Below are 15834 nucleotides of genomic sequence, written 5' to 3'. Positions count from 1 at the left end.
AAGGGCAGGATGAGGGGGTATTGGACGGGGATCACTTTAGCTCAAGCTTGTTAAGAAGACAATGACAGGGATTTTTAAAATCCCTGTCATCAAGATATTTTAGGCGAAACTAAAATTGGAGGAATGAAATTGAGTTGTTAATCGGTTAGAGGCGCTTTTAATTGATTCAAAACAGATTTGCTTTATTGTTTCGTAGTCCTCAGAAGAACATTTTTGCGCCAATGCTTCGAATACATTAGTAACAGCTGCATTAATGGTTGTATGGTTCAAATCAATAAGTCTTTCTTCTCGTGCCAATCTCCTGCCAATATTCGTTAGATATTGGTTAGAGTGCAAGGTTTCTTTTAGGAAGGGAACAATTGTAAATGGTTTGAGTAATTCAGCATATCGCCGTGATAATTTTTCCCTGGCTGCAGTTGCTGCATAAGGGGTATTGACCGCTAACTCCACTGATTTGAGTAAAAACTGAACGCCGAGATGCATGGCGGGATTAAGATTTTTACCTTGAAATATGAGACTTGATTGTTGAAGTTTACCTGCAGCCAACAATAAGATGTGGGCCAGTTTTTCGAAGATAAGGGCCTTTTTCATTTGTTCCCCTATGTCTTCTTGATGAGCAAAATATAGCTCACTCCAATTATCTAATAATCGACAACATTCATCACTGTCATTGGTCCACTGAGCTGGTTGTGCAGAGAAGTCAGAGGAAGAGGTAGTGCTTGGTTGGGTGGAGAAAGGAGATGTTTCGACAATCATTATTTCTTTAGGAATGGACATGGACTCAAGATTTAGAGGTAAAAAGTTAAGAGCCAATGTACTTAAAATCTCTAAACCTGACTCTGATTGCATGTTTGTGGGCGCTTCGTAAGAGGGTATTTCTCTGGATGAAACATCCGTATCTTGGGCCAATTCTGAGATTGAGGCAGAAGAAGAAGGAAGGTCTTCTTCTAGCTCATGAATGAAATCTTCATCTTCAGGTGCATGTGGCGCTTTAGCTTTGCCTTTGCTTTCATCGGAATTCTCAATCTCCATGCTTGTAATATTGGAGGAAGACGATGCTGTGTTTTCCAGGCTTATCTGCCCTAAAAGTTCTCTTGCTTCTTCTAACTCATGGTCAATTGAACCAATCAATTCATCATCGATGTTCAAAGCTTCGCGTAGGTAAGGATCTCTATAACTGTCTTTAATTAACTTTTTGAATTTGGAGCATATTGCAATAATAGTATTTAGGTCAGAGGCAAGGGTAGCAGAAGCATCATCAAGTGATTGTTTTTTAATAAAAAATAACTTCATTTCTGCTTGGTGGAACCTCATCTTTCTCTTATAAAATTGTGCTGCAGTATTCTGTTGCCCTAGTTCCTTTGGTAGGCTAAAAGGAGGGATTTGTTCTACGTAGTGACTGATAAAATTGTAACACTTAGTGGCCTTGGAAAGTATCCTATTAATTTGCTTTGAGGTTAGTTCGTTTCTTTTAGCGAAAACGTAAGCAGTGTATGTTTTTGCAACCAAAAATAAAACGTTGTTGCAACCTTCTAACTCGAAAACGTTTGCTTTTTGTAAATTTCTTTGAATGTCACGCTCTTGAATTTTCTCATACAGTCGTATACTGTTCTCTAGGGCATTTAGATCGCCGTTGCTTAAATATTTCTCATAATTATCATGTACTTTTCGAAATAATTTGATTAATGAAGGCATAAAAAAATCCTCGAGTGAATACTAAAAAGCAATAAAAAAGCAGCATTATAGTTGCCATCTCTTAAAAGCTTAAGAACTTTCAGCAAAATTAGGGCGCATTTACTGTGTCATCCCCGTGTAGGCGGGGATCCATCCTAATTAAAGCCTCATGTCACCCCAGAATGGATTCCCGCCTACGCGGGAATGACGCAGTTAAAATGAACAGTATCGCAAAATTTGCTTGACAGTGTTGAGGTGCCTCATTAAACTTCGATTCTCAATTTCGGGGCTATAGCTCAGCTGGGAGAGCGCTTGCATGGCATGCAAGAGGTCGGCGGTTCGATCCCGCCTAGCTCCACCATCATCAATTGCAATTGATGATGGTGAAACGTTTAGGGTCCCCATCGTCTAGAGGCCTAGGACATCGCCCTTTCACGGCGGTAACAGGGGTTCGAATCCCCTTGGGGACGCCATTTTTAGCGTTGATATAAAAAAATCAGTTTAGTAGGGGCTGTTACATTTCGCTAGCTTGAGCTGAAGAGCTTTGATTTTCGAGCATCGCAGCGCAGCATACACAAAGTATGTGAGCAGCGAAGCGCAGAAAATCAAGGCTCTTCAGCCAAGATAGTAGAAATGTAACAGCCCCGTCCAGGTCCCCATCGTCTAGAGGCCTAGGACATCGCCCTTTCACGGCGGTAACGGGGGTTCGAATCCCCCTGGGGACGCCATTTCATCCAATGAGTTCAACAAGCTCCTTTGAGCCAGTACTACAGTGGCCATCTAATTTTGATAGCTAACGATCTTGTTTTTCACCTAATAGCAATTCGTTCTCAACTTTTTGTGATAAGAGGTGAAAATGAGATGATATTCAAGGTACAATTTGTCATGCAGAAATTCATATATGCTTTAAGTGATTGAATTTACATATAGAAAAAAAACCATTGTTGATGAAAGATTCAGGTTAAAGGATTAATCAATATGCAAAGTCCAATACCTAAAGAGAAGCCATTATTATTTGTCTCACCATCACTTCCTGTTCAAGTTATTATTTCTTCTATTCTTGGTATTCTCGTTGGTTTATTTTTTGGTGATAAGGCAGCTCCGTTAGGATTCATTGGTACGATCTACACGATGTTATTAGAGTCAGTCGTTTTCCCTTATATTATTTGTACTTTGTTAAGTAGTCTAGGTGATTTATCGCCACATATTTCACTTAAATTACTAAAAAAAAGTTGGTGGATTTATTTATTATTAATCTTTATAACTTTGGGCATCTTAATCATATTGGGTTTGTCCATCCCCTTAAATATCCCTTTAACAAGTCCACAGCAAACTGATTACGCAACAAAATCTTCTATTCTTGAATTATTAATTCCATATAACTTATTTTATGCTTTGGCCAATAATTATGTGCCTGCCATCGTTATCTTTTGTATTTTTTTTGGCATTACACTACAGTTTATCGCTAACAAAACCATTTTTTTTAATATTTTAGAGATAATTAATAAGACTTGTTTGTCGTTTTGGAATTGGCTAGTTCGATTTGCTCCTTTGGCTGCTTTTTCTTTGTTGGCAAAAATCTCAGGGACTATTAGAATTGATCAACTGACTGCGCTTAGCGAATTTTTAATTTTATTCAGTATTGGAATCGTATTGCTAACATTTTGGCTGATTCCAGTTATTATTTCTTCATGTACTGATATTCATTACAAGTCTCTCTTTTTTGAACTCCGCAATGCTTTGATTATTTCTGTTTCTACCACCTTATCAGTTGTTGCGCTGCCTTATGTCCGCCAAGCAACTGTAAAATTTATTACACAAAAACAGCAAATAACGCCTAGCAGAGAGACAGTAGATATTATTCAGACGACGCTTTTAATCGGCTATCCAATTGCACAAGTTGGTAATTTTTTTGTTTATCTTTTTATGTTATTTGCCTTACTGTTCTTCAATCAAAACATTACTAACTTTAAGCACATCCTTTTACCTTTAATTTCATACTTGTCATCCATTGGCTCACCGACAACTTCTATTGATGCTGTTTTATTTCTTAGTGATTGGTTAAATCTACCTAATGATACTAATAATCTTTATTTAGGTATCATGCCCTTAATCCGTTATGGCCAAATACTTGCTTCCGTGATGGGGTTTTCTTTCGTGACTATTTTGGTTACCTTTGCTTTTACGGGTAATCTCACAATAAATTATAAAAGAATAGTAACTCACCTATTGATAGCCTGTTTCCTATTGGTTCTTTTGGTTCAATTTTTAAAATATTTTTTTCCTAATCCAGCCACAAAAAATTATAATCGCTTAAATTCGTTTTCTATCGATCAGGCATTAACCAATGGGGTTAAGGCGACTGTCATGCCGCCTTTTGATGAATCTAAAATTGCTCCTGTCAATACGGACGAAGATACATTATTCCGTATACAAAGGTCAGGTGTTTTGAGAGTTGGTTTTAATGCGGATATGCGTCCTTTTGTATTTTATAATGATAAACATCAATTGGTTGGATATGACATTGCATATGCTTATTCTCTTGCACAAGCGCTTCATGTTTCTCTAGAATTTGTTCCATTTACGTGGGAATATCTAATCAATGATCTTGAAGGCAATATGTTCGATATTGCCATGTCAGCAATCTATGTTACTGAGCAAAGATTACAAAATGTCATGTTCACAGAGTCTTATTTTCGTAGTCCTATTTCTTTGGTGGTACCTAAGCAATATCAAGATAACTATAAAGATGCTAATCAAATTCGAAATATAAACAATTTAAAGATAGGCGTATTTAACGATCCTGTGTTAATCCCTTTAATTAGACAAAATTTCCCTAATGCAAATATTATTATTTTGCAAAATGCAAGCGGTAATGCACCAGCCGTGGCTTTTGAGCAACAACGAATTAATGCCATGCTATGGAGTGAAGCACAAACCCGAGTTTGGGTTTTAGCTCATCCTGAATATGTTTCGGTCGTCCCATTTGGAGTCCCAGCTCCATTTTTAATGGCTTATATGATTCGAAGTAACTCTCCTCAATTTCTTAGATTTTTGAATTATTGGCTTGAGTTAAAGAAAAATGATGGTTTTCAAAAGAATATGTATAGCCAATGGATCTTAATAAGACCTATCAAAGATGAGCAGCCTCGTTGGAGCATTTGGAAGGCTTTAGTAAACTAGTACATGGCACGCTAATTTTGACGGGTACGATCTTGAACAGGGGGGTGGCACGGAAGGAGGGCTTCTTTTCTAGACTGATATCAACCAATCCTGGATAGCCTTTTTGGTTTCCATAATTACAGCATGAAGTTGGTGGTAAAGCTCTTCTTGCAAACGCAAATGCCCCGCTTTACGGTAGCGTTCTAAATACTGGCAAGCATACCGTAATTTTATTGTGCCACAGTATAAGGCACTGCTTTTTAATTTATGCGCGATTTTTTCAATGTTATCCCAGCGTTTTTCCTGGTAGGCTTTCCTAAGATCAAGTTCTTCTTGTGGTAAATTATCATGTAGCATGATGTCCAATAATTCTTTGACCGTTTCTTTTGACCCTAAGTTAATCAAAGCTGTATTAGCATCAAATAAAGGAAAGTTTTCCAGTTTAAACAGGTCCTGTTCTGTTTCTGGTAGCTCATAGCCTAGGTATCCGGGAGGTATGCTAGCCTTGAATTTTTTATTCGTTAGAAAGTCCTCTAAGATGTCTTGCAAAATCCTAATTGAGAGGGGTTTAGTTAGAATCTTATCCATCCCGGCTTTAAGACAGTCTTCTTCTACTTTCTTCACTGCATGTGCGGTTAAGCCGATAATAGGAATGCTATTTTTATTTGTTTCTGGCAAGCTTCGAATCGCAGCAGATAATTCTTGCCCTGACATCCCAGGTAAGCCAATATCGGTTAGCACTAAATCGAAGTCATTTTTCCCGATTAAGCTCAAAGCTTCTTCGCCATTCAATGCTGAAACATACCGACAACCCGTTCGCTGAATTAGTGATTCAGCAATGCGTAAAGCAACTGGATTATCTTCTACCAATAAGATGGTGGCCACCTCAAGTCGTTTATCCATCCTCCTGATCTCATGCTCAGATGAAGTGGAGGAGCTATCTGAAATGGACAAGGGTTCACCTAATTTAACCCGCAAGATAAAAGTGACTTTTGTGCCGACTTCAGGTTCACTTTCTAATTTAATTTCACTGCCTAAAAGGGTTAAATAGTTACGTACAATATGTAGACCTACTCCATGCCCGTCATATTTGCCTTTGTAGGAGGGGTTTACGCGATAAAACCTCTCAAAAACTTGCTGTTGCAATTCTGCCGGGATACCTATTCCTGTATCCCAGATAGTGAATTCAAGCAATTGATGATCATCTAATGTTTCAACTTCTCTTACATTTACACCGACGCTGCCTTTGTCAGTAAATTTAATCGCATTGCCAATCAAATTAAGTAAGATCCTCACTAGTTTAGTGCGGTCGGTAATAATGGCATTCTTAATTTTAGGGTCAAAATCAAGTTTTAATTCAAGTCCCTTGAGCTTGATAGTAGGTAGTTCAAGATTTACCAAATTTTTTAATGTTTGATGGAGATCAAATTCTTCTTCAATTAGATCTTTCTCTAGGCTATGACTAGCGGAGATAATATCCAATACGCTATTTAATAGACTTAGGAGCTGCTGTCCACTTTCATTAATCCAGTGCGCATATTGTTTCTCTTCGGGGTGTTCAAATCGTTCTTCTAATAACTTGGAGATGCCAATGATGCCACTGACTGGGGTGCGAATGTCATGGCTCATATTAGCAATAAATTCAGTCTTTGCTTTATTGGATAACTCAGCTTGTTCCTTGGCTTTAGCTAATGATCTCTCCATTTTAATTCTATCGGTAATATCAATATAGATACCCAATACCCCACAAACTTCACCTTTTTTATTAAGGAGGGGAACCTTGCTTGTACTTAGAACTCGCTCCGTGCCATCATTTAAAATTTGATATTCTTCAATACCAAGCTTGGGTTCTTTAGACTGGATGATTTTTCGATCGTCTGCCCGATAGCGGGCACTATTTTTCTCGGAAACAGGTAAGTCAAAGTCTGATTTGCCAATGATTTCCTCTTTGGAGTGCAACCCTAATGATTTAACGAAAGCAGTGTTGCAGCCCTGATAAATTAAATTGCAATCCTTCCAAAAAATCTGTGCAGGCAGATGATCAATGATAGTGTTGGTTAAATTTTCTTCAAATCCAATCAATGTTGTCGTCCTTTTTGACACTATAACTTCTACTCAGATCTTAGCATTGAGCCGTTGGAAAGGATCTCACAGGTTCAATGCCTTTCATATGCTCCCGTTGTTTGAGTAATGGACGGACTTTATTGGCATTACTACTGCAACAAGAGAAAAACGAATAAGGTGTGCTGGGAGTTCTTTCTCTCTTTAATGTTCTAGGCGGATTCAGGTCATCATCTCGTCCATCATCTTGTCGTTTAGTGTTAGTTTCCATCTTCGATGTTTTAGGTCCATCCGCGTCAACTAATGTAGCAGACTCTTCTGGCTTTAATGTTCTAGGCGGTGTACCCAGCTCATCTGGTCTAACCTTGGTTCCTATCTTTGTTTCTCCTTTTTCCCTCTTTCCAGTTTCTGTCTTTAATGTATCGTAGGTTTGTAGATTACAGGTGTTCGGTTCATTTAGCGTGGGTTTTGTCATAATTTCCGTCCTTGCTCCATCAAGTACGCCACCTCTCACAAACCGTATCCCGTTTTCAGTTAAACAATGACTATCCTCTAATAATGCCTGAACCTCTGGCCCCACGCTCATAACATTGCTTATCTTTCCAGGGATCATGTAGATAACACGATCTTTTGCGAATGTTACCGCACTGCGGAATTCTGTTTTGGTTCTAATTTTAGCGAGTACAGCTCCCTTCCAACCTTCATATTCAAATCGCTGACCAAACTCAGGCCAAAAACGCTTCATTTCGTCTTGAGAGCGTGTATTTATTTTTGTTTTAACAAAATCGTCAGTCAATTGATTTAAGACTGCATAAGCTTCCTCTGGCGTTTTACAGGAATTAAGAATCGTATAAGCGCCATTTGTTAAAATATATGTATTTTTAAAAGGATCATCTTCTATGCATGGCATCACACAGGGGAAAAAACCATCCATAACTATAAATGAAATAGGCTTTCCCTGAGGTTTGGTATCTCTATATTTCAAACCAAGACAAGGTTGATAAACAACCTCCATTGGAACTGGGAATTTATCTGTTATATCCGGCACCAAAGCTTGGAAACCTGTAGTATTAATCGCATAGTCATAGTTAATTTCGGCGCCATCCTTACCAGTAAGGATAACACCATCGGGATTGGATGATAGGTTCGAAACAGGGTGATTGCATACAACGTTAATACCAGCCTGTTTTAATTTATCTTTCATCAGATTACGTAACCGATCGCCGATCACAAGACTCGGTTCATCAAAATTGAACGCGGTATCAACCTCTTTAAAGCCATATTTATCTAATTCAACTTCTTCACATGTTGGGAAGCGATGACAAACTCTTTCAAACTCAGGTTGATCAACCCTGGATGGATGACCCAAGGCGTCATATTGTCCTAATGCATAGATAGAATATTCATGAGGCACAATGAATTCAGGATAAGCTTGGGAAAAGCTTGCCTTATCTTTTTGACAAGAATCTTGTGTGGCTTCTGAGCGAAGGTAATGAGCACCTACGTGTAACCTTATGGAAAAATCGCCAGATGTTCCTAGTAAGATATCTTCCTTTTTTTCATAAAGGGTAACATCATAACCAGCTTTCTTTAATTCTAGGGCTAAATGACACCCATACCAACCTGCACCAATAATAGCAATTTTCATACACTATACTTAAAACGTTGTTTAATTTCTCAAGATGTGAACATATTATACAATAATCGAACGTATTTGTACCCTTTTTTTTGCAGTTACTTTTCTTTTTGTTCTTCCTAAAGATGGTTTTTGCAATAATATCTTGAGGTTATGAAGATTGTTGATCAACAATTTTCTTAGGGTCGTTGCCTAGTATGTGTATTACAGCCTTTCGAATAAGGTTCGCGTGTTAAAGCCAAATAAGCGTTCATATATACGATAGGCATATTCATCAGTCATGTTGGCGATGTAATCACAAATGATTCTATAGACGGCTTTCTCTTCTTCGGCTTGGTGGAATAACTCACGATTTTTAGTGTCCAATAAACCACCTGGATTTGAGCTTATCGCTTCAAATAGGCGCAATATCACCGTTTGTCCACTATATTCGAACGTGCGTGCTGCTTGCGAGTCAATAACAAGTTGATAAATGAGTTTTTTAAAATAATCCAATAAAGCTCGAGCTTCTGGTACAAGGACAATATTATGCTTTAACAGATTATTCTCAAAATAGTCATTAGTAATGGTGATTTGCGTTGCAGTAATAAAATAATTCACCATTTCACCGATGGTTTGTTTACGCTCATGAGCTTCTCGGCTAAATAGAGAATGAATGAATCGGTGTTGATTTGCTGCAAGAGGTGTCTCGGCTAACAGTTGGTGAAAAAGGTGGTTGTCGAGTTGTTCACGGTGAATTAACCGTAAATGGATGGCATCTTCTAAATCGTGAACCCCATAAGCGATATCATCAGCCACATTCATGATGGAACAATCAAAACTGCGATAGGCTGACTCCCCATGTTCTCTTGCCTGTGGTTCCTTAACTAGGGACTGAAATAAGTTTTTGTCCTCCTCACTAAATGGTAACAAAAGCCAATCGACCTCTGCTTGCTCACTGTCAAAGTAGGCTTTAGGTGGGAGCCAATCATTGATTCGAGTCATCTTATTTGCGCCATCTACAGGATGAGGTAATTCCCGGGCAACCACTTTTGCACGAGTGACTGGGTATTTAAGTATTCCCAATAAAGAGCGCCTTGTTAAATCCATCCCGTAGGGACCGTAGCTATCCTCTGTTTTTGCTAATAGACGTAATGTTTGACCATTCCCTTCAAAGCCCCCGTGATTCCGCATCATATAATTCAAAGCGACTTCCCCTCCGTGTCCAAAAGGGGGATGTCCGATATCATGAAGAAGACAAATGACTGAAATTAAATCATCATTGGGTAGTAAGCTAGGCAATATGATTGGTTGCTGGTTGGTTGCAAGGTTACGAACGATGCTTCGACCTATGGAAGCCACCTCAAGTGAATGGGTGAGTCGTGTTCGATGAAAATCACCCTCGCCTGTCCCTAAAATTTGGGTTTTCCGCTGTAGTCGACGAAAGGCGGGGCAATGAATGACTCGCGTTCTATCTCGTTCGTAGGAATCTCGGTGATCCTGATTACCTCGCTGATGATTTTGTCCGGAGCGTCTATGGGTCCACATGTTCACTTCATCAATGAAAGTCTTATACTTTATTCGATCCGCTGAATTGAAACAACACAGATTGCTAAAGTTTTTTAGGATTTGAAAGATAACCATATTAGACACAAAATCATCTTAGAGTAGATGAAGGATCCCATATAAGAAAAAAAGCGACCCTGAGAAACTCAGGCAGCTTATAAGGGAGAAGGGCCATGAAAACGACGAAATTCCTGCCAGTCTGTGTTTGTGTTAGCAGTCTTTGTGCTTGCTCCACATTTGAGGGCAGTCAGTACACGAATTATCCAGCCTACCAGTATTATCCCCATCCGAGTACTTATTTCACAATCTATGGTGATGTTGATTATCGTTATCAACGTGGCGAGGTCAATATACCTGACTCCTATCATGTTGGGCCCGATCACTCCCCCGTTTCTCATAAAAATGTAGACAGCACTTGGGTGCATAGTCAAAATCCTCAAGGGTATACCATTGAAGTTGCTGGTGGGGAAAAAGCATCTGAAGTGGCACGCAAACTTTATAAAGTACCTAAGAATGATCGCACAGCACAAATTAAGTATCATGGAGGCGATGGAAGAGCATATTACAAAGGAGTTTATGGTAGTTACAATAGTTATGAAGAAGCTCAGAAAGCTCTAAACAATTTGCCGGAAGATATTAAACAAGGCGCTGATATTCAGCATTGGGGAAATATACAAAATAACGCAGAATAGGGGCACTGCCATTAAGTTAGGATTTTTCCATTCTCGAATTACCGCGGCTTGACCGCGATATCCATGTCCAGACTGACATGATGGACCCCGCGGTCGATGCCGCGGGGATTCGAGAAGGCTTAATTTAATGGCAGTGCAGAATAGGAGGGTCTCCCATAATATTATTTTGTAGCAATAAGAACCGTAAGTTTTACTACGCCCGGGGTATCTGTTTTCTCAGCACTAAATTGCTTTAGTGTAATGGCATAATTATTCGTTAAAGTCCATAACCAAGATAAAAATGAGTTAAAGGGAACCTGATCAAAAGATAATTGAACATCTCCTGAACCTGTTTGTTGTAATTGATAAGTAAACCGCTTTAACGTGCTACTAGTGAGCTGACCATCGATTAGGGCTAATAACTTGGCGTTGCTAATCACTTGCGGATTTTTTTTATTTTTTGGTTGTTGTCGAGCTTGCTGCATCCATGTGAGGGTTTCTTTTTTTTCTTTTAACTGCCCGGACTTGCTGTCGACCGCGGTAGTTAACGGAGAGTATATAAGAAGATAAAATAAATAAAAAAGAACACAAACAGCAGTGATACCCACCATCCATCGTTCTCTTTCATTTAGGTTATTCCAGTAATTCATCACAAGCTTAACTCCAATGTGCTAACAACTTTGTCATGCTCGGTTGATGCTTGTGTTTGTCGAACGTTTACGTTTGCTTTTTGTAAACGAGTCTGCAAGCTTTCCAATTCCTCAAAATTTGAAGTTGCCAAGGTCACCAAAAGGATTTGATTTTGAAAACGAATTTGTTCAAAACTCATGGAACTCGAGTTAAACGTTTTGGCTAAGGTATTTAGTAAATGCCAAAAACTACTGTCTGAATTACTTTGGTTGCTTTTTAGTAACTGTGTGATACGAAATTTCGGGCTGATGACTTGTTGTGCTTGGGGAAAAAATTCATGATAAATTACAGCGATTTGTGCATCTAATTCAGCTGTATCCTTATTTAATGCATGCAAAGTCGTCCAATAATTGCCGATAAAACTTATCAACCATAAAAAGCCCATAAGCCCCGCGGCTTGATACCAACGTTTTGTTGTCGTTTGCTTACTTCCGTGCTCTAGCCCACCTTGACATAGATTAATTGGTTTTATCTTTTGCAGCCGTTGTGCAAGCCAAATGTAAGAAGACTCTTTTATTTCTGTCACCTTTTGTTTCGGCAAACTGAGTAACACAGTATGGCTATCGTTGAAACTGTAAATAGGGTGTTCTTCTGGGGTTATTAGTGATTTGTTTAGATAAAATCCAGCTACATCAGGTTCTAGTGCACCTTGGAATTCTTCATCGTTGATAATCAAATTAGATTCTAGAATAGCCGCTTCATTGTTATTTAATGCAAACCAATCCAAGGTTAGGAGATTGAAAGTAATTCCAAGCTCATCAAGTTTTGCCATTAACTCCGAGAGATAAATTTTGTCCCCCACAATCACTAAATATTGTCCCTCGCTGTAATAGTTGCGATCGAAGGCAAAATGTAAAGTATTCACATTTTGGGCGAGCTTATCCTCAAGAGCGAAAGGAAGGGCCGCACGGGCTTTTTTCTCTGCAAGCCAGGGCAAACTTAGACGATGGATGCTAAAAAGCGATGTAGGAAGAACGACAATGGTCTGACAGTTCTTTTGTAGTTCTTTTATGTCGCTAAAACTGCGTTGCGCGAGCGGAGCTATTATCTGACCTTGAGGATCAAGGCCCAAACTCAGACAACCGTTGTCGTTAAGATGGTGAATAAATAGAAAGCATGTAGCCATGACATCCTTGGTAGATAAAGGTGGTTGCCATTAAATAGAATGAACAGTCTCTTAAATAACAGCTTACACGTAAGCGTATTTCCTGCCAACATTAGCGGCTGCCCATTGTAGCTTTAATTGTTGTGACAACAAGTAAACGACCATGGCATATTGGGGGCTGCTATTGTAGCGGGTAATAACATAAAAATTAGGATAGGCTAGCCAATATTCTGAACCATTCTGGTTGATTAACTCAACCAAACCAGCTTTACTCGGCTTATGGAAAGCGGCAGTTAGAGGTTTGATCCCTGCTGCAGTTAATTGTTGCCATTGATACGCGGCAGTTTTGTATGCTGTGTTAATTTTTTTATAACGGGTGCCTTCAACTTTTGCGGGTTGAGCAATTCCTTGATTCATCTGCCAACCATGTTTATGAAAATAATTGGCGATGCTGGCAATCACTGCTTCATCATCATTCATTAAATCTTTCTTAGTATTGCCGGTGAAGTTTACAGCATAATGGCGATAGCTACTCGGCATAAATTGCGGTTTCCCCATAGCACCTGCATAAGAACCCATGTATGTTGTGGGAGAAACATTGTGTTCCCGGCAAAGTAAAAGGTAGTGAGTTAATTCTTTAGTGAAGAATTTAGATCGTTTGGGGTAATTGAAAGCCAAGGTGGACAAAGCATCAATGACACGATAGTTACCCTGATGTTTGCCATAAAGGGTTTCGACTCCGAGAATGGCTACAATGATATTTGCAGGTACGCCATATTTTTTTTCAGCTTTTTCTAAGGCCTTTTGATTGTTTTTCCAGAAATCAATTCCGCTTTGTACTCGTTGAGGGGTTAAAAATAATTGTTTGTATGCATCCCAACTCTTTTTCTCATAAGGCTTATCCATTGATTCAATAATTTGTGGTTGCAGTTGAACTTCATTCATTACCGCAGTAAGCTCTGCTTTGTCAAAGCCGTACTGCTTAACCATAGAATTGATAAAATGTTGTACATCTTCGCGCTGTGTAAAGGCTGTGTCAGCCAGAGTAACAGCGCTCACTAAAAATGTAATCAAGGCCAAACAAAGCATAGTGAGTCGGCGCATTAGTTATCCTTATTCAATCATAAAGTGATGGATTTTAGTATAGAAAAGAATCAGCGGCAAATATTGGTATTATGCCTAGGGGATATTGAAATACTTTCTGGATACTAATAATTGAGCTAAAATAATTTATTTTTATGACCAGGTTTTTCAGTTGAGCGATTTAACGCGAATTCGTAATTTTTCCATTATTGCACATATTGATCATGGTAAATCCACATTAGCTGACCGTTTTATTCAGCTTTGTGGAGGATTGTCTGATCGAGAAATGGCTGATCAAGTCCTTGATTCCATGGATATCGAACGTGAACGCGGGATTACTATTAAGGCACAAAGTGTTTCCTTAAACTATACTGCGCGCGATGGCAAAACGTATTTGCTTAATTTTATTGATACCCCTGGTCATGTGGATTTTAGCTACGAGGTTTCACGCTCGCTTGCTGCCTGTGAGGGGGCAATTCTTGTTGTTGATGCTGCACAGGGTGTAGAAGCCCAAACGGTGGCTGTTTGCTATACAGCAATTGATCAGTCCCTGGAAATCTTGCCTGTTCTAAATAAGATTGATTTACCACAAGCTGAGCCTGAGCGAGTGATTAGCGAAATCGAAGATATTATCGGTCTTGAAGCAAAAGATGCTATTCGTGCTAGTGCCAAGAGTGGTTTCGGGGTCGAAGACGTTCTTGAAGCGCTTGTTGCTCGTATTCCTCCCCCGAAAGGCGATATCAATGCACCTCTTCAGGCTTTAATTATTGATTCCTGGTTTGATAGTTATCTCGGTGTAGTCTCTTTGGTTCGTATTGCCAATGGTTCTCTAAAAAAAGGCGATAAAATGCGGGTGATGTCAACGGGTAAAACCTATGAGGTTGACCAGGTTGGCATTTTCACTCCTAAACGCACCAAGCTTGATGTATTACAAGCTGGTGAAGTAGGTTATGTGGTGGCTGGAATCAAAGACATTCAAGGCGCTCCTGTGGGTGACACGCTAACACTTGAAAAGAATCAGGCCACGGCTCCTTTACCTGGTTTCCAAAAAGTTAAGCCACAAGTTTACGCAGGTCTTTTTCCTATTAGTGCTGATGATTTTGAAGCATTTCGTGAAGCTTTGGCCAAACTTAGTCTTAATGATGCTTCCCTATTTTATGAACCAGAGTCTTCCGAAGCATTGGGTTTTGGTTTTCGTTGTGGTTTTTTGGGTATGCTTCATATGGAAATCATTCAGGAAAGGTTGGAGCGTGAATATAACCTCGATCTGATTTCCACTGCACCGACTGTTGTTTACCAAGTTATAACAACAAAAGGGGAAACATTGATGATCGACAATCCATCACAGCTCCTCCCGTCACAACAAATTAAACAGATGTTTGAACCTATTGTACGTGCCAATATCCTGGTGCCACAGGATTACTTAGGCCAGATTATAACTTTGTGTGTGGAGCGTCGTGGCGTACAAGTGAATATGACCTACAGTGGACGTCAGGTTTCTGTTACCTATGATTTGCCCATGAGTGAGGTCGTATCCGATTTTTTTGATCGTTTAAAATCAGTAAGTCGCGGCTATGCCTCGCTTGATTATAACTTTATACGTTTTCAAGAAGCTGATTTGGTAAAAATGGATGTGTTGATTAATAGCGAGCGTGTGGATGCTCTCGCTGTTATTGTTCATCGATCGGATGCTTATAGTCGCGGCAAAGCATTGGTTGACAAAATGCGTGAGTTAATTCCACGTCAGATGTTTGATGTAGCTATTCAAGCTGCTTTAGGCAGCCATATCATTGCACGCCAAACCGTGAAAGCATTGCGCAAAAACGTTACCGCAAAATGCTACGGCGGAGATGTAACGCGCAAAAGGAAGCTGCTAGAGAAACAAAAAGCCGGTAAAAAACGCATGAAGCAGGTGGGGCAAGTAGAAATACCCCAAGAAGCATTTATGGCTGTATTTCAGACCGACAGAAAAAAATAGGAGGTCTGCTGCTATTTCTACTATCTTGGCCAAAATGGCTTGATTGTCGAGGTTTTTGCCCCTCACCCGCCGCGCTATGCGCGTCGACCTCTCCCACAAGGGGGAGAGGTACTCATTATTCTCCCTCTCCCCTTGTGGGAGGAGAGGGTAGGGGTGAGGGGTAAATCTCGACAATCAAGCCATTTTGGCCCAAGTTAGCGAAATGTCAGCAGACTCTCAGTGATGATAG

General features: G+C 39.6%; 10 protein-coding genes and 3 tRNA genes. 6 read left to right on the top strand and 7 right to left on the bottom strand.

All coding sequences use genetic code 11. The annotated features are described in order from the left end of the window. Positions 1-99 precede the first annotated feature (99 nt). Positions 100-1695, bottom strand: coding sequence for a hypothetical protein (locus CKV79_RS09550; RefSeq protein WP_028372732.1), 1596 nt, complete (start codon positions 1693-1695; stop codon positions 100-102). Between the two features lie 264 nt (positions 1696-1959). On the opposite strand from CKV79_RS09550, the gene CKV79_RS09545 reads away from it, so the two are divergent. From CKV79_RS09545 to CKV79_RS09530, 4 genes are all read left to right on the top strand, one after another. Further along, positions 1960-2035: transfer RNA gene (locus CKV79_RS09545), tRNA-Ala, on the top strand. 36 nt (positions 2036-2071) lie between these two features. After that, positions 2072-2147, top strand: a tRNA-Glu gene (locus tag CKV79_RS09540). Between the two features lie 179 nt (positions 2148-2326). Then, positions 2327-2402 (top strand) — tRNA-Glu (locus CKV79_RS09535). A 250-nt stretch (positions 2403-2652) separates the two neighbouring features. Beyond that, a complete protein-coding gene (locus CKV79_RS09530; RefSeq protein ID WP_028372733.1) occupies positions 2653-4857 on the top strand; it encodes a cation:dicarboxylate symporter family transporter in 2205 nt (734 codons plus the stop codon). A gap of 69 nt (positions 4858-4926) precedes the next feature. Here CKV79_RS09530 and CKV79_RS09525 read toward each other — a convergent pair whose 3' ends face one another. The 3 genes from CKV79_RS09525 to CKV79_RS09515 all read right to left on the bottom strand — a co-directional run bounded on the left by CKV79_RS09525 (position 4927) and on the right by CKV79_RS09515 (position 10060). Continuing rightward, entirely contained in the window at positions 4927-6939 is a 2013-nt protein-coding gene (locus CKV79_RS09525) for a PAS domain-containing hybrid sensor histidine kinase/response regulator (protein ID WP_081778039.1), read from the bottom strand. 19 nt (positions 6940-6958) lie between these two features. Continuing rightward, entirely contained in the window at positions 6959-8545 is a 1587-nt protein-coding gene (locus tag CKV79_RS09520; protein ID WP_028372734.1) for an FAD-dependent oxidoreductase, read from the bottom strand. Positions 8546-8737: 192 nt separating this feature from the next. After that, positions 8738-10060, bottom strand: coding sequence for an anti-phage deoxyguanosine triphosphatase (locus CKV79_RS09515; RefSeq protein ID WP_028372735.1), 1323 nt, complete (start codon positions 10058-10060; stop codon positions 8738-8740). Positions 10061-10251: 191 nt separating this feature from the next. On the opposite strand from CKV79_RS09515, the gene CKV79_RS09510 reads away from it, so the two are divergent. Next, positions 10252-10770 (top strand): SPOR domain-containing protein, encoded by a 519-nt coding sequence (locus CKV79_RS09510; RefSeq protein ID WP_028372736.1) that lies wholly within the window; start codon positions 10252-10254, stop codon positions 10768-10770. Between the two features lie 161 nt (positions 10771-10931). Here the strand turns inward: CKV79_RS09510 and gspM are convergent, their stop codons facing one another. The 3 genes from gspM to mltB form a co-directional block, all read right to left on the bottom strand. Next, positions 10932-11399, bottom strand: a complete 468-nt coding sequence (gene gspM, locus CKV79_RS09505; RefSeq protein ID WP_035915116.1) for a type II secretion system protein GspM — start codon at positions 11397-11399, stop codon at positions 10932-10934. Continuing rightward, on the bottom strand, positions 11399-12565 hold the full coding sequence (gene gspL, locus CKV79_RS09500; RefSeq protein WP_028372738.1) for a type II secretion system protein GspL: 1167 nt from the start codon (positions 12563-12565) through the stop codon (positions 11399-11401). Before gspL ends, gspM begins: the two co-directional genes overlap by 1 nt. A gap of 63 nt (positions 12566-12628) precedes the next feature. Further along, positions 12629-13648 carry a lytic murein transglycosylase B gene (mltB, locus tag CKV79_RS09495; protein ID WP_028372739.1) on the bottom strand — a complete coding sequence of 340 codons (1020 nt, stop codon included), beginning with the start codon at positions 13646-13648 and terminating at the stop codon, positions 12629-12631. A 151-nt stretch (positions 13649-13799) separates the two neighbouring features. Here mltB and lepA point away from each other — a divergent pair, with 151 nt between their 5' ends. Next, positions 13800-15605, top strand: a complete 1806-nt coding sequence (gene lepA, locus CKV79_RS09490; RefSeq protein ID WP_028372740.1) for a translation elongation factor 4 — start codon at positions 13800-13802, stop codon at positions 15603-15605. Positions 15606-15834: the final 229 nt, after the last annotated feature.

It is taken from the genome of Legionella lansingensis (assembly GCF_900187355.1).
Classification (GTDB): domain Bacteria; phylum Pseudomonadota; class Gammaproteobacteria; order Legionellales; family Legionellaceae; genus Tatlockia; species Tatlockia lansingensis.
This window is presented reverse-complemented; position numbering and strand designations above follow the sequence as displayed.

Bases quoted from the DNA above. Each gene is read 5' to 3' on its own strand.
- mltB (WP_028372739.1), bottom strand. From the start codon at position 13,648: ATGCGCCGACTCACTATGCTTTGTTTGGCCTTGATTACATTTTTAGTG.
- CKV79_RS09530 (WP_028372733.1), top strand. From the start codon at position 2,653: ATGCAAAGTCCAATACCTAAAGAGAAGCCATTATTATTTGTCTCACCA.
- gspL (WP_028372738.1), bottom strand. From the start codon at position 12,565: ATGGCTACATGCTTTCTATTTATTCACCATCTTAACGACAACGGTTGT.
- CKV79_RS09550 (WP_028372732.1), bottom strand. From the start codon at position 1,695: ATGCCTTCATTAATCAAATTATTTCGAAAAGTACATGATAATTATGAG.
- gspM (WP_035915116.1), bottom strand. From the start codon at position 11,399: ATGAATTACTGGAATAACCTAAATGAAAGAGAACGATGGATGGTGGGT.
- CKV79_RS09515 (WP_028372735.1), bottom strand. From the start codon at position 10,060: ATGTGGACCCATAGACGCTCCGGACAAAATCATCAGCGAGGTAATCAG.
- CKV79_RS09520 (WP_028372734.1), bottom strand. From the start codon at position 8,545: ATGAAAATTGCTATTATTGGTGCAGGTTGGTATGGGTGTCATTTAGCC.
- CKV79_RS09510 (WP_028372736.1), top strand. From the start codon at position 10,252: ATGAAAACGACGAAATTCCTGCCAGTCTGTGTTTGTGTTAGCAGTCTT.